At 64.3% G+C, this 17,848-nt stretch carries 13 protein-coding genes and 1 tRNA gene; 13 read left to right on the top strand and 1 reads right to left on the bottom strand.

Annotated elements, in window-relative coordinates:
* The first annotated feature begins 227 nt into the window (after window positions 1-227).
* The 4 genes from LWF01_RS10140 to LWF01_RS10125 all read left to right on the top strand — a co-directional run bounded on the left by LWF01_RS10140 (window position 228) and on the right by LWF01_RS10125 (window position 3,894).
* Window positions 228-1,262 (top strand): M15 family metallopeptidase, encoded by a 1,035-nt coding sequence (locus LWF01_RS10140; RefSeq protein WP_349637283.1) that lies wholly within the window; start codon window positions 228-230, stop codon window positions 1,260-1,262.
* Window positions 1,263-1,333: 71 nt separating this feature from the next.
* Window positions 1,334-1,409: transfer RNA gene (locus tag LWF01_RS10135), tRNA-Arg, on the top strand.
* A gap of 87 nt (window positions 1,410-1,496) precedes the next feature.
* Window positions 1,497-2,471, top strand: coding sequence for an oxygenase MpaB family protein (locus LWF01_RS10130; RefSeq protein WP_349637282.1), 975 nt, complete (start codon window positions 1,497-1,499; stop codon window positions 2,469-2,471).
* 154 nt (window positions 2,472-2,625) lie between these two features.
* Window positions 2,626-3,894, top strand: coding sequence for an MFS transporter (locus tag LWF01_RS10125; protein WP_349637281.1), 1,269 nt, complete (start codon window positions 2,626-2,628; stop codon window positions 3,892-3,894).
* Between the two features lie 259 nt (window positions 3,895-4,153).
* On the opposite strand, the gene LWF01_RS10120 is transcribed toward LWF01_RS10125, so the two are convergent.
* Entirely contained in the window at window positions 4,154-4,726 is a 573-nt protein-coding gene (locus LWF01_RS10120) for a histidine phosphatase family protein (protein WP_349637280.1), read from the bottom strand.
* 307 nt (window positions 4,727-5,033) lie between these two features.
* On the opposite strand from LWF01_RS10120, the gene argS reads away from it, so the two are divergent.
* From argS to prmC, 9 genes are all read left to right on the top strand, one after another.
* Window positions 5,034-6,686, top strand: a complete 1,653-nt coding sequence (argS, locus tag LWF01_RS10115) for an arginine--tRNA ligase (protein WP_349637279.1) — start codon at window positions 5,034-5,036, stop codon at window positions 6,684-6,686.
* Window positions 6,687-6,688: 2 nt separating this feature from the next.
* Window positions 6,689-8,128: a diaminopimelate decarboxylase gene (gene lysA, locus LWF01_RS10110; protein WP_349637278.1), complete on the top strand. Its 1,440-nt coding sequence runs from the start codon at window positions 6,689-6,691 to the stop codon at window positions 8,126-8,128.
* A gap of 57 nt (window positions 8,129-8,185) precedes the next feature.
* Window positions 8,186-9,505, top strand: a complete 1,320-nt coding sequence (locus LWF01_RS10105) for a homoserine dehydrogenase (protein WP_349637277.1) — start codon at window positions 8,186-8,188, stop codon at window positions 9,503-9,505.
* 2 nt (window positions 9,506-9,507) lie between these two features.
* Window positions 9,508-10,581 carry a threonine synthase gene (gene thrC / locus LWF01_RS10100; RefSeq protein WP_349637276.1) on the top strand — a complete coding sequence of 358 codons (1,074 nt, stop codon included), beginning with the start codon at window positions 9,508-9,510 and terminating at the stop codon, window positions 10,579-10,581.
* Between the two features lie 4 nt (window positions 10,582-10,585).
* Window positions 10,586-11,566 (top strand): homoserine kinase, encoded by a 981-nt coding sequence (thrB, locus tag LWF01_RS10095; RefSeq protein ID WP_349637275.1) that lies wholly within the window; start codon window positions 10,586-10,588, stop codon window positions 11,564-11,566.
* Between the two features lie 16 nt (window positions 11,567-11,582).
* Window positions 11,583-13,061 (top strand): cardiolipin synthase, encoded by a 1,479-nt coding sequence (gene cls, locus LWF01_RS10090; RefSeq protein WP_432761944.1) that lies wholly within the window; start codon window positions 11,583-11,585, stop codon window positions 13,059-13,061.
* Window positions 13,062-13,460: 399 nt separating this feature from the next.
* Window positions 13,461-15,602: a transcription termination factor Rho gene (gene rho, locus LWF01_RS10085; protein ID WP_432761943.1), complete on the top strand. Its 2,142-nt coding sequence runs from the start codon at window positions 13,461-13,463 to the stop codon at window positions 15,600-15,602.
* A gap of 144 nt (window positions 15,603-15,746) precedes the next feature.
* Window positions 15,747-16,844 carry a peptide chain release factor 1 gene (gene prfA, locus LWF01_RS10080; RefSeq protein ID WP_349637274.1) on the top strand — a complete coding sequence of 366 codons (1,098 nt, stop codon included), beginning with the start codon at window positions 15,747-15,749 and terminating at the stop codon, window positions 16,842-16,844.
* Between the two features lie 47 nt (window positions 16,845-16,891).
* The gene (gene prmC, locus LWF01_RS10075) at window positions 16,892-17,845 is read left to right on the top strand and encodes a peptide chain release factor N(5)-glutamine methyltransferase (RefSeq protein ID WP_349637273.1); all 954 of its coding nucleotides are present in this window, start codon (window positions 16,892-16,894) and stop codon (window positions 17,843-17,845) included.
* The last annotated feature ends 3 nt before the right edge of the window (window positions 17,846-17,848 follow it).

The following is a 17,848-nucleotide window of genomic DNA, read 5'->3' as shown; positions in this document are numbered from 1 at the left end:
GTCACCGGTTGATAACGGCCTCGGTTTCGAAGGCAACTTCCGCTTGAATCCGCGGATTCTGAGTCAAATTCAGTTTCGGACTTGCGTCCGCCCCGGTGGTGGCCGTTATGCTGTTGTTATCAAATGGTTCCGGTCGCTTAGCGTTCGGTGCCGATGAGTCCTAAAGCAGTCCAGTGTTTCAATGCGCCCTCGGTGGCGTGATTGTTTCCAACCGAGGGAGAATATCTGTGGGTTCGCACCGTGCCGAATCGAGTCCGATTCGTCGCCGTGACCAACGTCTCGCTTCCCAAAGCCCCGTTAAGCGCGCCGCCACCAGAGCGCAGCGCAAGGTGGTTTCCCCGTTGCTGGCGCAGCGCGGAAAGACCATTAACGGTGAGGCGCACACGTTGGCCGGTTCCGAGGACACCGCGACTCTTTCGACATCGGTAGCCAACCCGTCAGAATCTTCGGCTGGGGCCGGTCCCATTCCGGCCAGGCAAGTCTCCGATCGTGGCCTAGCCGACTCGCGTCGGCGGAAGTCGGCCCGCGGCAAGGCTGTCGCTCTGAGTTCGCTCACCGGATTGACAGTCGCCGGTAGTGCGTTGGCCGTTTTCCTGGTCTCCGGAGCGTTTTCCTCGCCTGACGCCCAGGCCGAAACGCCGACCATCGCCCAGCAGGACGCTTCCACGGTACTGAGTGCCGAGGCGGTGAACGGCACACCGGAGACGGTTCCCGAGGACATCGTCAGTGGCAACAGCGATACCTCCCGTCAGAAGGAAAACGCAGCGAGCGGTGTCGAAAAGCGCTCGAAGGCCGACGCCGCGAGTCGTTCGATCACCCGGACAGTGTTGCCAGGCTGCGATGGCAAGAAGCCGGCGGGCAGCTTCGAGAACGGCAAGCTCCCGGATTCGGTGCTTTGCAAGGTCGGCATCGCCGATCACAAGTTGCGTGCCGACGCCGCGGTCAGCTTCGCGAAGATGAACGCCGCATTCAAGGCGGAAACAGGCGACGACATGGTTCTGACCGACACCTACCGTTCGTACGAATCGCAGGTTTCGGTCGCCTCCCGGAAGCCGGGCCTGGCCGCTACGCCAGGTAAGAGCCAGCACGGTCTTGGCCTCGCGATCGACTTCGGCGGCGGTGCCGCGACCGCAAGCGGCGTCCAGTACAACTGGCTGGTCCAGCACGGCGCCGAGTATGGCTGGGAAAACCCGGATTGGGCGAAAACCAGTAAGTATGAGCCCTGGCATTGGGAGTACACCCCGGGCGGCGGTCGCGACTAGGTCCAACAGTGCCGCGGATCAGGACTCGGTTACAGGACTCGGGTTGAGAACTGGTAGAGTCTAGTCCGCTGGCCCGCGTAGCTCAGTGGATAGAGCGTCTGCCTCCGGAGCAGAAGGTCGTAGGTTCGAATCCTGTCGCGGGCACCAGAACGAGGAGCAGCTTCACCATCAGGTGGGGCTGCTTTTTCGTTGCAGATCTGTATGTTCGCCCCGTCGAACTGCGACACTGTTGGAATGATCAGGTTTTCGGTGCCGCACCCGTTTCAGGATCGTCTGCGGATGACGTTCGCGGGGCAGGCCCGGGAGGTGCCGGAGTGGGAACTCCGGCTGGCCGATGGCGATGATGCCGGTTACTTCCGATCCGATTCGGCCGTGTGGACCGTGCACCGGGAGATGGCGACAATCGTGGCAGGTATCCGTGCGCTGCTGATGCAGGCATTGCATCCGGGTGCGATGGCCGGAGTGCGTGATTGGTCGAATTTTCGCGATGATCCGCTCGGCCGCCTGGCCGGAACGATTCGCTGGATCTTCACGGTTACCTATGGCGACACCAAGGCAGCCAGTGAAGGCACCGCATGGGTGCGGAAGCTGCACGAACGGGTGCGCGGCAGCTACCTGGACGCCAAGGGCCGGGAGGTCGCCTACTCCGCGAACGACCCCGAGCTGCTGAGCTGGGTCCATTTGGCCTTCACTGACTCGTTTCTCGCGACGCACCGGATCTGGGGCAAACGCTTCCCGGGTGATGAGGACGACTATGTGCGGGAATGGGCGATCGCCGGCGATCTGATGGGCGTGCCGGAGCCCCCACGGTCCGCGGCCGAACTGCAGCGGCAGCTGAACGCCTTCTACGACTCAGGCGTGCTGTGTGCAACCGATACCGTGCGCGAGACGATTGGCTTCCTGCGCCGTCCACCATTGGCGCTGATGCTCAGGCCGGGCTACCGAGTGCTGTTCGGCGGGGCGGTAGCTTCGCTGGAACCGAAATACCGTGAGCTGCTGGGCCTGGAAGTCCCCAACGTCCGGATCGGTGGGCGCGGCTCGATCCGGCTGCCGGTCATCTCCGCCACCCGGATCGTGCTCGGCGTGGTCGGCAGGGCACTGGGTGACCAGGGTCCGAGTGAGCAGGCGGCCCGTTCGCGGCTGGCTCGGCTTGCTGACGCCCAGCGCGAGAAACGCCCGGAGCAGCGCGAGAAACGCCCGGATGAGTAGCTAGCAGTGTGTCCGATGTCGCAGCGAAACTGCGCCGAGCGGCGGTTGATCCTCGATAAGCTACATCGTGGACCTATAGGAAATTGTGCCGAGGTTGCTGTTGCAGCAGCCGGACGTCGCCGCGGAAGAGAAAGCATGTGAAGTTATGTCGACAATGAGCAAGCGACCACTGTGGCGAGGTCGGACGCTCATCCTGGTAGGCATTCTGCTTGCCGCCTTCAACCTGCGGACCGCGGTCACCGCTCCGAGCCCGCTGTTCGGGCCGATTGGCGCGGACCTGCACTTCGACACCGCGTTCATCGGAGTGCTCGGCTTGCTTCCGCCTGCGGCGTTTGCGGTCTTTGGTTATTTCACCCCATTCATAGCGCACCGGGTGGGCCTGGAGCGCCTCGCGCTGCTTGGCATGCTTTTGGCCGGCGCGGGCCAGCTGGCGCGTTCTTTCGTTGGTGAATCGCTTGGTTTCCTGATCTGGTCGATTGTCGCACTGGCCGGAATGGGGATCGGCAACGTCGTGATCCCGCCGTTGGTAAAGCGCTACTTCCCGGACCGGGTGGGCACCTTGAGCACGATGTACCTGGTCGTCCTGCAGACCGGAACCTTCGTGCCGCCGCTACTTGCAATTCCGATCGCCGACGGCGCCGACTGGCGATTCTCGGTCGCCAGCTGGTCGGTGCTGGCATTCCTGGCTGCGTTGCCGTGGATCGGCGTGCTGATTACTCGCCGCCGGCAAAAACCGACCGCCGGATCCGCCGAGGATTCCGCGGCTGGATCGGTCGGTTCGGCAGGCGTGGACGAGGCTCCTGAGCTCGCAACAGCCGATCAGAAGGGCCGAGTGTGGCGCTCGTCCGTAGGCCTGGGACTCACCTTGATGTTCGCGACCACATCGCTCAACACCTACGCGATGTTCACCTGGATCCCGGAGATCCTGATCGGCGCTGGATCCAGTGAGGCATTCGCAGGCACTATGCTCTCGCTTTTCGCCGGGCTGGGCCTGGTGTCCGGCCTGGCGATGCCGAGTGTGGCGACCCGGGCCCGCAAGCCCTTTGGCTATGTTCTGGCCAGCGTCTTCTGTTTCCTCGCCGGCTACACCGGGCTGTATCTCGCGCCGACCACGGGCACCGTTGTCTGGATCTGCCTGATCGGCCTGGGGCCCTCAACGTTCCCGATGGGACTGACGATGATCAACGTCCGCAGCCGGACGCCGATCGGCTCGACGTCGCTGTCCGGGTTCGTGCAGGGCGTCGGATACGCGATCGCATGCCTGGGGCCGCTGACATTCGGCCTGTTCCACGACGCAACCGGCGGGTGGGGACTGTCGTTCATCTTCCTGGTCGCAATGCTGATCCTGCTGCTGATCGGCGGCTGGTACGCGTGCCGGCCGCTCTTCGTCGAGGACACCTGGCACCGGCGGGCCAAGGGCTGACGACATAGACGGGTCAGACCGGCGAGAGGGCAGCCCAGAGAGGGACGCGAACGTTGTGCTGGCGCCCGGCGAGGACGCGGACACTGTGTAAAACCACGCGAGAATTCAGGGTGCGATCCTGCATACGGTTAGCGTTCTTCGTGGGCGGGCTCTGCCGGACTAGACGGACTCTGCCGGACTAGAACTAGGCGGGCTCTGCCTGCTCCTGACTAGGAGGGCTCTGCCGGACTAGAACTAGGCGGGCTCTGCCTGCTCCTGACTAGGAGTGCGCGGGGAGCACCGGCTCGTTGTTGACGATTGTCGCCGCCCAGCGTCCACTGTCGTTGTTGATCTCGCTCAGCGCGGTGTTCAGGATGTGGTCCACCGGGGTGCCCAGGATCGTGGATAGGACAACACGAATCCAGGTGCCGTGCCCCACTGCGACCACCTGCTGGCCGGGATGCCTCCCGGCAAGCACGTCGATGGCCTTCATTCCGCGTGCGGTCACCTCTTCTTCGGATTCCTGGCCCGGGAAGAGGCCGCCACCCGGCCAGCGGTTCTTGGCCTCCTGCAGGGTCAGGCCTTCCGCCTCGCCATAGCTGCGCTCGATGAGCTCCGGCATCCGCTCGTAAACCTCGGTGTGCAGGCCGGCAGCGAGGATGTCGGCGGTCTCGGCCGCGCGGGACAGCGGCGAGGAAACGATTCCATCCCACTGAGCGCCGGTAAGCTTGCGGACCGTCTGCCGCGCCTGCTCCCTGCCGAACTCGTTCAGCGGAATGTCCGAGCTGCCCTGCAGTCGGTCCGTGGCGTTCCAGTCGGTCTGGCCATGGCGAACAAGTGCAATCGTGGTCATGCTTACGAGCCTACAGGGCAAGAATTGCCTATCCCGGGCTGGCAACCTGCGTCCGGGATGGGTTGGCAACCTGCGCCGTCTTCGGACCGGGACTGCAGCGGTTCGGCGTGGCTCGCCATCCCTCGCCGCAACATCGATGCACGCGACCGGCGCCGCAACGCGCTCGCCCATCCACGTGCCATCCGCGTGAACACGCTGGCCCGAATACACCGGAAAGCTGGTGGGAGATCCGAATTTTGCTGAGACCTGTGTCTCATCGCCCGGACGTGCTGCAAAAAGCGTTGACGGAACTAAGTAGGCTAGACAGGTGACTCCCGAAGAACTTGTAACAGCCATTCGCGCTGCACTGACGACCGCATCTGAAGCCGGCGAATTCGCCGCGGATATCCCGGAGAAGTTGACCGTGGAGCGGCCGAAGAATCGCGAGCACGGTGACTGGGCGACCAACGTCGCGCTTCAGCTTGCCAAGAAGGCCGGAATGCCGCCCCGTGATTTCGCCGAGATCGTTGCCCGTCGGCTACGGGAGAACGCAGGGGTGGAACGGGTCGATATCGCTGGCCCGGGCTTCCTGAACATCACTGTAGGAGCTGCGGCGGCCGGCGAGCTTGCCCGTTCCATCGTGGAAGCCGGGGGAGCGTTCGGCCAGAACGAAACACTGGCCGGGCTCAATGTGAACCTCGAGTTCGTTTCGGCGAACCCCACCGGACCGATTCACCTCGGTGGCACCCGCTGGGCAGCGGTCGGCGACTCCCTTGCCCGCGTGTTGCAGGCAAGCGGCGCGCAGGTCACCCGGGAGTACTACTTCAACGATCACGGCGCCCAGATCGACCGCTTCGCGCGCTCGCTGCTCGCCTCGGCGAAAGGGTTGCCGGCGCCGGAGGACGGCTATGGCGGTCTGTACATCAGCGATATCGCCAAGGCAGTTGTCGCCGAGCGTCCAGATGTGCTCGAGGCGGATGACGAAACTGCGCAAGAGCTTTTCCGTGCGCTCGGCGTGCGCCGGATGTTCGATGAGATCAAGGCCAGCCTGCACGAGTTCGGCGTTGACTTCGACGTGTATTTCCACGAGAACACGCTGCACGAATCCGGTGCGGTACAGGGCGTCGTCGAGGAGCTGAAGACCTCCGACCTGATGTATTTCTCCGACGGCGCCTGGTGGCTGCGTTCCACCGAGTTCGGCGATGACAAAGACCGGGTCGTGATCAAGTCGGACGGCAAGCCCGCCTATATCTCGGGTGACCTCGCCTACCTGCGTGACAAACGGTCCCGCGGATTCAATCTCTGCATCTTCATGCTGGGCGCGGACCACCACGGTTATGTACACCGGCTCCGGGCTGCCGCGGCCGCCTTCGGTGACGATCCCGCCTCGGTTGAGGTGGTCATCGGGCAGATGGTCAACCTGGTGCGGGACGGCGTGCCGGTCCGGATGAGCAAGCGCGCCGGCACGGTGATAACGCTGGAAGACCTCGTTGACGCCGTCGGCATCGATGCCGCCCGGTACTCGCTGAGCCGGTCCTCGGCGGACCAGACCATCGACATCGACCTGGACGTGCTGACCAAGCGCAACAACGAGAACCCGGTGTACTACGTGCAATACGCTCACGCTCGCAGCGCGGGGGTGAGTCGTAATGCGGCGCTCGCGCAAGTGAAGCGCGAGGACGGGTTCGATCCCGCACAGCTCGACCACGAAACCGAGGCTGTGCTGCTGGCTCAGCTCGGCGATTTCCCGCGCGTTGTGGCGCAGGCCGCCGAACTGCGTGAACCGCACCGGGTTGCCCGGTACCTCGAGGCGCTCGCCGGCCTGTTTCACAAGTGGTACGACGCGCGCCGGGTCACTCCCTTCGGCGATGAGGTGGTCAGCGATACCCACCGGACCCGGCTGTGGCTCAACGACGCCACCCGCACCGTCCTTGCCACCGGCCTCGGCCTGCTCGGCGTCAGCGCGCCGGATCGGATGTAGTTGTGATCAACCATGTTGCCGGGGCGTTGCACTCCGGTGCCGGCCCTGCCTGGCTTCCCGTGCCCGACGACGTCAACGCGCTCGTGCCGGGCATTTGGTCCGCCAACGTCGCGCGCCGTAGCGACGGCGTGCTGACCGTGGCCGGCATGCCGGTCACCGAACTGGCCACCCGGTTCGGCACGCCAAGCTACCTGCTCGACGAAGACGACTTCCGGGCCCGAGCCCGTGGCTTCAAGTCAGCGTTCGACGACGCCTTTGCCGGCCTCTGCGGAGGCGTCGACGTCTATTACGCCGGCAAGGCATTCCTCAGTACCCAGGTTGCCCGATGGGTCGCGGACGAAGGTCTGCGGCTGGACACCTGTTCCGGAGGGGAACTCGCCGTCGCCCAGCGGGCTGGCATCCCCGGCGAACTGATCGGGCTGCACGGCAACAACAAGTCGACCGCCGAAATCCGTCAGGCAATCGAGTACGGTGTCGGCCGGATCATCGTCGACAGCCTGGATGAGATCGAGCGGATCAGCAAGGTGGCGGTCGAACTCGGTACGGTGGCACCCGTGCTACTGCGGGTGACTGTGGGTGTTGAGGCCCACACCCATGACTACATTGCCACCGCGCACGAGGACCAGAAATTCGGACTCTCGCTGACCTCCGGCCAGGCTGCGGAAGCAGCACGCCGGGTGCTCGACCAACCGTCGCTGCGGCTGCTTGGATTGCACAGCCATATCGGATCGCAGATATTCGACATGTCGGGCTTCGAGGTGGCGGCAAGCCGGATTCTCGGCCTGCGTGCCGATCTGCAGGCCGAGTTCGGCGTCGAACGTGCACCGCTCGAGGAGCTCGATCTGGGTGGCGGCTTCGGCATCTCCTACACCTCGCAGGATGACCCGCAGTCACCCGAGGACATGGCCACCACCCTGGCGAGCGTGATCGCCCGGGTGTGTGAATCGCTCAACATGGTGCCGCCGCGCATCTCGATCGAGCCAGGCCGTGCGATCGCCGGGCCCAGCATGTTCACCCTTTACCGGGTCGGCACGATCAAGGATGTCGAGACCGGACATGGCTACCGGCGCTACGTTTCGGTGGACGGCGGCATGAGCGACAATGTGCGTGCCGCGCTGTACAGCGCCGACTATTCCTGCACAGTGGCATCCCGGGCCCCGGCTGGTCACCCGGTGCTTTCCCGGGTAGTCGGGAAGCACTGTGAAAGCGGCGATATCGTCGTCCGCGACGAGTACCTGCCCTCCGACCTGGCCGAGGGGGATCTGGTGGCCGTTCCGGGCACGGGAGCGTATTGCCGCTCGCTGGCCAGCAACTACAACCACGTGCCCAGGCCGGGTGTGGTCGCTGTCCGTGACGGCGCGGCCCGGCTGATCATGCGGCGGGAAACCATCGACGACCTGCTCGCCTTTGACCTGGATGATGATGGCGGCCAGGCCGGCTGACCGGAGAAGACGCACTGATGAGAATAACCACGGATTACAGAACAGAGAGGAAGCCTGGTGGCTGAACCCTTAAGGGTGGCATTGCTCGGATGCGGCGTCGTCGGAACCGAGGTCGCACAGCGGCTCACGACGCACGCCGAAGCTTACGCCGAACGAATCGGCGCGCGACTCGAGCTGACCGGTATCGCGGTCCGTGACACCGACCGGACGCGTGCGGGCATCGACCCGGCGCTGATCACCGACGATGCTGAGGGGCTGGTGGGGCGCGCCGATATCGTCGTCGAGTTGATGGGCGGGATCGAACCTGCCCGCAGCCTGATCCTGAAAGCTATCAGTCACGGCGCCTCGGTTGTGACGGCCAACAAGGCGCTGCTCGCAGAACATGGCGCCGACCTTTTGGCTGCGGCGGTTCAGGCCGGGGTCCGGCTGGAGTACGAGGCCGCGGTCGCCGGCGCCATTCCGATTGTGCGGCCGGTCGGCGAATCGCTTGCCGGCGACAAAGTGCAGCGCATTCTCGGCATCGTCAACGGCACCACCAACTACGTGCTCGACAAAATGGATTCCGAGGGCTGGGAATTCGACGACGCAGTGAAGAAGGCACAGGAGCTTGGCTACGCAGAAGCCGATCCCACCGCCGACGTCGGCGGGCATGACGCCGCCGCGAAGGCGGCCATCCTGGCGAACCTGGCGTTCCACACGCCGGTCAGCCTGAGCGACGTCTACGTCGAGGGCATCACGGCGGTCACCGCCGCGGATGTCGCCCGGGCGAAGGCGGAAGGCTACGCAGTGAAGCTGCTGGCCATCTGCGAACGGCTGGAACAGGCCGATGGCTCCGACGGAGTATCCGCCCGGGTGTACCCGGCCCTGGTGCCACACGAGCATCCGCTGGCCAGCGTGCATGGCGCCTTCAACGCCGTCTTCGTGGAGTCCGAAGCAGCCGGAGAGCTGATGTTCTACGGCCAGGGTGCCGGCGGCGCGCCAACCTCCTCGGCGGTTCTCGGCGACATCATCTCGGTGGCCCGCCGCCGTGTGCTGGGCGGCCGCGGACAGAGCGAACCATCGAACGGGGCCCTGCCGCTGCTGCCCATCGACCAGATCCGCACCCGCTATCACATAACCCTCGATGTGGTTGATCGTCCCGGCGTGCTCTCGAAGGTCACCGAGGTCTTCGCCTCGCACGGTGTCTCGATCGAGACCGTGCGGCAAAAGCTCGCACCGGTCGATGGCGCCGGCAACGACGGCGCAGAGCGCGCCGAGCTGATCATCGCTACGCACCTCGGTGCGGAGTCGGCACTGGCGGCGACAGTGAAATCGCTTGAAAAACTCGACGTTGTCAACGCGGTGGCAAGCACGCTGCGAGTGGAAGGACTGCAATAGACATGGCGACCCCCTGGCGCGGCGTGATCAATGAATACGCTGACTTTCTGGATGTGTCCGACAGCACTCCGGTCGTCACCCTTGGTGAAGGCGGCACCCCTTTGGTGCACGCCAAACACCTCTCCCGGATATTGGAGGCCGAGGTCTACGTGAAAGTGGAGGGGATGAACCCCACCGGATCGTTCAAGGACCGCGGCATGACCATGGCGATCTCCAAGGCGGTCGAACATGGCGCCAAGGCCGTGATCTGCGCCTCGACCGGAAACACATCCGCCTCAGCGGCCGCCTATGCGACGGCCGCCGGGATTACCTGTGCGGTGCTGGTGCCCGATGGCAATATCGCGATGGGCAAGCTCAGTCAGGCGGTGGCCCACGGCGCCAAGCTTCTGGCTGTGGACGGAAACTTCGACGACTGCCTGACTTTGGCCCGCAAACTAGCCGAATCGTACCCGGTGCACCTGGTGAATTCGGTCAACCCGGACCGGATCGAGGGTCAGAAGACCGGGGCGTTCGAGGTTGTCGACGTTCTCGGCGATGCGCCGGATATTCACTGCCTGCCGGTGGGTAACGCCGGTAACCTGACGGCCTACTGGCGGGGCTACCGGGAATATGCCGCGGCCGGCAGGTCGACGAAGACCCCGGCGATGTGGGGCTTCCAGGCCGCGGGGGCCGCGCCACTCGTCGCCGGGCACCCGATTACCGAACCCGACACCATTGCCACGGCCATCCGGATCGGTAACCCTGCTTCCTGGAGTCAGGCGATCGCCGCCAGGGATGAGTCAGGCGGATTCATCGGGGCGGTCAGCGACGACGAGATCCTGATCGCGCACCGGATGCTGTCTTCGCGCGACGGCATCTTCGTCGAGCCTGCCTCGGCGGCAGGTGTGGCTGGCCTGTTCGGTCGCCACGAACGTGGCGAACTTCCCAGAGGCGCAAAGGTCGTCGTCACCGTGACCGGGCATGGTCTGAAGGATCCGCAGTGGGCACTTCGCAACGCCGACGGAACGGAGGCCGTGCCGGTCAAGGTTCCGGTCGACGCAATGAGCGCGGCGCACGAACTCGGTCTCGAGGCCTGACCCAGTGAACGCGGTTTTTACCCCCGGCACCAGAATTTCGGTGTCGGTTCCGGCAACCTCGGCCAACCTCGGCCCCGGCTACGACTCACTGGGCATAGCGCTCGACCTACGGGACGAACTGCATGTCGAGGTGCTTGAACCCGGCTCGACGTCGCTGATCGTCGTCTCAGGCGAAGGCGCCGGGACGTTGCCGGATGATGAGACCCATCTGGTGCTGAAAACCCTTCGGATCGCGTTGAGCCGGGCCGGCGTCGAGGGGGGAGGCGATATTGCGCTGAAGCTTCGTTGCAGCAACCTGATCCCGCACTCCCGGGGCCTCGGCTCATCCGCCGCAGCAGTTGTCTCCGGTATAGCCGCGGCCAGCGCCCTGTTGGAATCGGCCGGGGAAGCCGGTCTGGATGCCGATGCCCAGTTGGCCCTGGCGACCGAACTCGAGGGGCATCCCGACAACGCCGCGCCCGCGCTCCGAGGCGGCGCGACGGTCAGCTGGCTTGACGACGATGGTGCCGCTCACGCGGCGCCACTGACGGTGAGTCCGGACATTGGCTTCGTCGTCGTCATCCCCGCTATGCGGCTTTCAACCGAGGCGGCCCGGGGGCTGATTCCCGAAACTGTCAGCCATCGTGTGGCGGCCAGCAATTCCGCCCGCACCGCGCTGCTGGTTCACGCACTCGCTTCCGATCCCCGGCTATTGCTGGCCGGCACCGAGGACTTTCTGCATCAGGAGTTCCGCCGTCCCGCCATGCGGTATTCCCTCGAACTCGTCGACGCCCTGCGGGCGGAGAACCTGGCGGCCGTGGTTTCCGGCGCCGGCCCGACCGTCCTGGTGATGAGCGCAGAGCCGGAGCTGGCCGATCGGGTGCAGCGTGTTCTCGGCTTGCTGGACGAACGGTGGAGTGCCACCGGCGGTGAACCCTCGGTCCCGCGGACGACGGTTCGTTCGCTCCGGCTTGCGGACGCGGGCGCACGCTGCCTGGCAGGCTGATAGATATAGTTCGAGTGTGCTGTTCCCTTCTGTTTCCATCTCCGGCATTCCGACAGTTGTCACCGCCGCCCTGATCGCGATCGACATCGCGATCCGCGTGGTGGCAATCGGAATTGTGCCCCGGAACCGGAGGCCATCGGCCGCACTGGGCTGGCTGCTGGCAATTTTCTTCATCCCTTACATCGGGATCTTGCTGTACCTGGCAATCGGCAGCCCGAAGCTGCCGAAGAAGCGCCGGGAGAAACAGGACTACATCGACTCGGTGATCGTGGGTAACACCAAGGGCATGAAGCAGCTCGGGGACCTGGCGACTTTGCCGGGCTGGGTGCGCTCGGCCGCAATCCTGAACCGCCGACTGGGCGCTCTGCCGCTGATCGGCGGCAACGCCGTCGAGCTGCTCGACGGTTACCAGCATTCCCTGGATGCGATGACCGATGCGATCACCCGGGCAAAGGACTATGTGCACGTCGAGTTCTACATATTCGCCCTCGACAGCACCACCACGCCGTTTATTGAGGCGCTGGAAAGCGCGGCGAACCGGGGCGTCAAGATCCGGCTGTTGCTCGATCACATCGGCAGCGCGCGGAGCGTCGGCTACCGGCGAACGGTGAACCGGCTCGATGCGATGAACATCGAGTGGTACCGGATGCTGCCGATCCGGCCCTGGCGCGGCTACTATCAGCGTCCGGACCTTCGCAATCACCGAAAGCTCCTGGTGATCGACGGTTCGGTAGGATTCACCGGCTCGCAGAACATCATCGACCGCAGCTACAACAAGAAGGTCAACCTGCGACGCGGACTGCAGTGGAAGGACCTTATGGTCCGTACCACCGGGCCGGTTGTGGACCAGATCAACGCGCTGTTCGTCAGCGATTGGTACGGCGAGACCAACGAACTGCTGACCGACGTGATTAACGTGCTGGAACCATCCGACCTCGACGATGGCCTGCAATGCCAGATCGTGCCGAGCGGACCCGGGTTCGAGGGTGAGAACAACCTGCGGCTCTTCAATGCGCTGCTCTACAGCGCCCGAGAACGAGTGGTCATTACCAGCCCATACTTCGTTCCGGATGAGTCGATGCTTTACGCCATCACAACCGCTGCGCAACGCGGTCTTGACGTGCAGATCTTCATGGGGGAGACCAGCGATCAGTGGCTGGTCTATCACGCCCAGCGGTCCTACTACGAAATGCTGCTCCGCGCCGGTGTGCAGATCTTCCTGTACAAGTCGCCTTACGTGCTGCACTCGAAGCTCGTCACGATTGACGACGATGTCGCCGTGGTCGGCTCCTCGAACATGGACATGCGTTCGTTCTCGCTGAATCTGGAGATCTCACTTATGGTCTGCGCTCCGGAGTTTGTCGCTGAAGTACGGAAGATCGAGGACCAGTACCGGCGCGACAGTCGCCAGCTACACCTCGAAAACTGGGTTCAACGTCCGCTGTGGCAGCGCTACGTCGACAACTTGTGCCGGCTTACCTCGGCCCTGCAGTAGCGGGGTCGCGCACGGAACCCGGGGTAAGTGTTACAGTGGAGGTGCATCGACCGGCCTGATTCCTGGCAAGTAACGTCAACGGCTAGGTGCCCAAGGCAAAGTCCTTCGACATCGCCTCATGGCAAAGGATCAGGCACGGTGTGTCGATTCCCTCGGTAAGAAGTCAGCAACTGAGTGGCGTCAGGCACGCACGCAAAACCCCGCTAAGTATTACGACCCGGGACGCCGATGCACATCTCGTATTCTCGGCCTTCGACCGCTCTCATGTAGCCCAGGTCGAGGGCGAGGACTACGTAAATTTCAGCCAATTTATCTGCTACGACCCGAAACACCCCGGGTTGTCCATCCCGGTTGTATTCGTTAATAAACGACAACCGCATACGAGGGGAAGGATCCTTCGTGACCGAAATCACCGCCGAGGTTCAGCAGCCCGTTTCCAGCGGGCCGAGCCGATCCGGAAGCCTCACCGCACTGCGCTTGCCGCAGCTGCAGGCCATGGCATCCGAGCTGGGCCTCAAGGGCACCGGCAAAATGCGCAAGAGTGACCTCATCGAGGCGATCAAGGGCAAGCAGGCCCCGAGCAACGGCGAGCGCTCAACCGCAAAGTCCCAGGGAGCACCGGCCAAGCGCCGCGAGGCCCGAACCGCGACGGCACCGGCGGAAGCAGCAGCTCCGGTCGCCTCGCCAGCACCAGCCGAAGCAGCAGCTCCGGACGCAGGAAGCCCCGCAACCGAGGTTCAGGCCGATCGGTCTTCGGGACAGGACGCGGCCGGTAGTGAACGTGGCCGTGGCCGCGGACGGGGACGCCAGAGCTCCCGTGGCAATGCAACCGAGGGCGACAACGCCCCGGCAGCCAGCGAGGAAGTCGCCGAGTCGCGATCATCCGAGCGCACAGCCGATGATGGCCAGGCCGAGCGCGGCAACCGCAAGGACCGCTCGGATCGCAACCGTCGTGACGACCGTAATGAGCGCACTGACCGTAGCGAGCGCCGCGATGAGCGTACTGACCGTAACGAGCGGAGCAACCGCCGGGACGATGACGGCGACAGCGAGTCGAATGATCGTGACCGCGGTAACCGCAAGGACCGTGGCGGGCGTAACGACCGGGGCAATCGCCGGGACGAGAACAACGACCGTCGCGATGAGAACAGCAACCGTCGCGATGAGAACAGCAACCGCCGCGATGACGACGGCGACGGCGATTCGGGCGACCGTAACGACCGCGGAGATCGCGGCAACCGCCGCAATGGCCGTCGCGATGAGAACAGCAACCGCCGCGACGATGACGACCGCGGCAACCGCCGAGGCCGCTCAAGGGTTCGTGACCGCAAGCGTCGCGGAAACCGCGGCCCGGACAACTATGAAGATGTCGAGATCCGCGAAGACGACATCCTGCTGCCGGTGGCCGGTATCCTCGACGTGCATGACAGCTATGCCTTCGTTCGCACGTCCGGGTACCTTCCCGGACCGAATGACGTGTATGTCTCCATGGGCCAGATCAAGAAGAACGGCCTGCGCAAGGGCGACGCCCTCGTTGGCGCGGTAAAGCAGCCGGTCGAGAACGACGGCGGCAATCAGCGCCAGAAGTTCAACGCACTTGTCAGGCTCGACTCGGTGAACGGTTTGCCAGTCGAGGATGCGAAGCGCCGCGTCGAATTCGGCAAGCTTACGCCGCTCTACCCGCAGGAACGACTGCGGCTGGAGACCGAATCGAAGATCGTTTCCACCAGGATCATCGACCTGGTGGCACCGATCGGCAAGGGCCAGCGCGGCCTGATCGTGTCGCCGCCGAAGGCGGGTAAGACGATGATCATGCAGCAGATCGCCAACGCGATTTCGACTAACAACCCTGAGGTCCACCTCATGGTCGTGTTGGTCGACGAGCGTCCGGAAGAGGTCACCGATATGCAGCGCGCGGTGAAGGGCGAGGTCATCGCCTCCACCTTCGACCGGCCTGCCGAGGACCACACAACGATTGCCGAGCTGGCGATCGAACGGGCCAAGCGGCTGGTGGAAATGGGCACTGACGTAGTCGTCCTGTTGGACAACATGACCCGGCTGGGACGCGCCTACAACCTGGCGCAGCCCGCCTCGGGCCGAATCCTGTCCGGTGGTGTGGACGCGAACGCGCTGTACCCGCCGAAACGCTTCTTCGGTGCCGCCCGCAACATCGAGGGCGGCGGCTCGCTCACCATCATGGCGACCGCACTGGTTGAAACCGGTTCGAAGATGGACGAGGTGATCTTCGAAGAGTTCAAGGGAACCGGCAACATGGAGTTGCGCCTTTCCCGGGCGCTGGCCGAAAAGCGGATCTACCCCGCCGTCGACGTCAACGCTTCGAGTACCCGCCGGGAAGAAAACTTGATGAGCGCCGAAGAGACCAAGATCATGTGGAAGCTGCGTCGGGTGCTCTCGGGCCTCGAGCAGCAGCAGGCGGTGGAACTGCTTCTGGGCAAGATCAAGGAAACCAGCTCCAATGTCGAGTTCCTGATGCAGGTCCAGAAGACGACTCCGTTGCCCGGCTCGGCCGCGGACGACTAGCTAGGCTATCCCCGCCCGGAACGACCCACGCAGCACTGCGCGGGTCGTTCCGGGCGGGGATTTGTCGTTCCCTCATTATTTGACGACTATCGGTGCAAGAGTCTCGTACCCGCACGGATCCATACGGAAGTAGATGACAGATACATGGCTGAAGCGGTGAACCAGAACTTCGATTCGGTGCGCGCGCTCATCGATGAGCATCGGCAGCTGCAGGAGCAGTTGGCCGATCCCGCGGTGCACGCAAATGCCGGGATGGCGAAAAAGCTCGGTCGCCGGTACGCCGAGCTGGAACGAATTGTTGAAGGTTACAACGAGTGGCACGCGCTTTCCGACGACCTCCAGGCTGCCAGGGAGTTCGCTGCCGAGGATCCGTCGTTCATCTCCGAGGTGAAGGAACTTGAGCCTGCCCTCGACGAGTCTGCCGCAAAGCTTCGTCAGCTGCTGGTGCCGCGGGATCCTGACGATGGCAGAGACACAATCCTGGAGATCAAGGCGGGGGAGGGCGGCGACGAGTCAGCGCTGTTCGCCGGTGATCTGCTGAAGATGTATCTGAAGTACGCCGAATCACGGGGCTGGAAGTCCGAGGTGATTGATTCAACCGAGAGTGTTCTCGGCGGCTACAAGGATATTCAGGTAGCACTGAAGAGCACCAGCAACGATCCCGCCAACGGAGTCTGGGCGAGGATGAAGTTCGAGGGTGGCGTGCACCGGGTCCAGCGGGTTCCGGTCACCGAGTCACAGGGACGGATCCACACCTCCGCTGCCGGCGTTCTGGTTTTCCCCGAGGTCGACGTGCCGGAGGAGGTCGACATCGCGGCCAACGAGATCCGGATTGACGTCTACCGTTCCTCCGGCCCGGGTGGGCAGTCAGTGAACACGACCGACTCCGCGGTGCGAATAACGCATATCCCGACCGGAATTGTGGCCAGCTGCCAGAATGAGAAGTCCCAGTTGCAGAACCGGGAGCAGGCAATGCGTATCCTGCGCGCCCGGCTGCTGGCACGGCAACAGGAAGAGGCGGATGCGGCCGCATCGTTGGTCCGCAAGTCGCAGGTCCGAACAGTCGACCGCTCGGAGCGGATCCGGACCTACAACTTCCCGGAGAACCGGATCGTGGACCACCGCACGGGATACAAGGCGTACAACCTGGATCAGGTTCTGACCGGCGACCTGGAGCCTGTCGTCCAGTCGTGCCTGATCGCCGACCAGGAATCCCGCCTCGATGACGCTTTGGCTGAATAGTCGTCCGTCCCGCCCGCTCCCAGCGCACGTGAAGCGAAAGTCATGCCATGATTCGAGCTCAGCTTAATCACGCCGCCGCCGAACTGGCGGCGGCAGGAATCGACGCCTCGTCATCCGATGCGAGGTCGCTCGCCGCGCACGTACTCGGCCTGACCGTCGCTCAGCTGCACACCCGGCTGGCGCTCGGCGACGAAGCGTTCGGCCCGGAACAACTGAGCAGATTTGACGAGCTGATCCGGCTTCGGGCCGAGCGGGTTCCGCTGCAGCACCTGACCGGGATCGCCTACTTCCGGCACGTTGAGGTCAGGGTGGGTCCAGGGGTCTTCGTGCCGCGCCCCGAGACGGAACTGCTCGCGGGCCTCGGAATCTCGGCACTTCGGCGCGCCCACCAGCGGCGGACCTGCGCCAGCCCTTCTGCCGGCGTCGGTGCGGATGATGCCAGGGCGGTAGCGGCCGCGGACCTCTGCGCCGGATCGGCCGCTATGACGCTGTCCCTGGCCCTGGAGGCCCCGGGCAGCCAGGTTTTCGGCGTTGAGCTGTCAAAAGAGGCTTTCGCCTGGTCCGAGCAGAACCTGGCGGCGTACCGGGATCGGCTCGCCGAGACCGGCAGTAAAGTCGAACTGGTCCGGGCCGATGCCGCGACTGCACTGGCTGGACACGAGGCCGGTATCGATGTGGTTGTCAGCAATCCGCCCTACATTCCGCACGGCGCGACGCCGGTGGATCCGGAGGTGCGCGACCATGACCCGGACATGGCGCTCTACGGCGGAAGCGCCGACGGGCTGCGGATACCGGCGGCAATCGCTCAGCGAGCCGGCGCATTGCTCGTCGATGACGGCTATTTCGCAATGGAGCACTCCGAGGAGCAGGGCGCGACGGTCCGTTATATGTTGCAGAGCCAGGAAATCTGGGCTGGGATCGAGACACACCGGGATCTGACCGGTCGCGATCGGGTGACCGCCGCCAGGAGAATTAAGCGTCAGGGAACTGCGCCGGACTGAGGA

The organism is Saxibacter everestensis (assembly GCF_025787225.1).
GTDB lineage: Bacteria > Actinomycetota > Actinomycetes > Actinomycetales > Brevibacteriaceae > Saxibacter > Saxibacter everestensis.
Note: the sequence above shows the minus strand (reverse complement) of the source record. Positions and strands in the feature narration are given on the sequence as shown.

Bases quoted from the DNA above. Each gene is read 5' to 3' on its own strand.
- prmC (WP_349637273.1), top strand. From the start codon at position 16,892: ATGATTCGAGCTCAGCTTAATCACGCCGCCGCCGAACTGGCGGCGGCA.
- LWF01_RS10125 (WP_349637281.1), top strand. From the start codon at position 2,626: ATGAGCAAGCGACCACTGTGGCGAGGTCGGACGCTCATCCTGGTAGGC.
- LWF01_RS10130 (WP_349637282.1), top strand. From the start codon at position 1,497: ATGATCAGGTTTTCGGTGCCGCACCCGTTTCAGGATCGTCTGCGGATG.
- LWF01_RS10120 (WP_349637280.1), bottom strand. From the start codon at position 4,726: ATGACCACGATTGCACTTGTTCGCCATGGCCAGACCGACTGGAACGCC.
- prfA (WP_349637274.1), top strand. From the start codon at position 15,747: ATGGCTGAAGCGGTGAACCAGAACTTCGATTCGGTGCGCGCGCTCATC.
- thrC (WP_349637276.1), top strand. From the start codon at position 9,508: ATGGCGACCCCCTGGCGCGGCGTGATCAATGAATACGCTGACTTTCTG.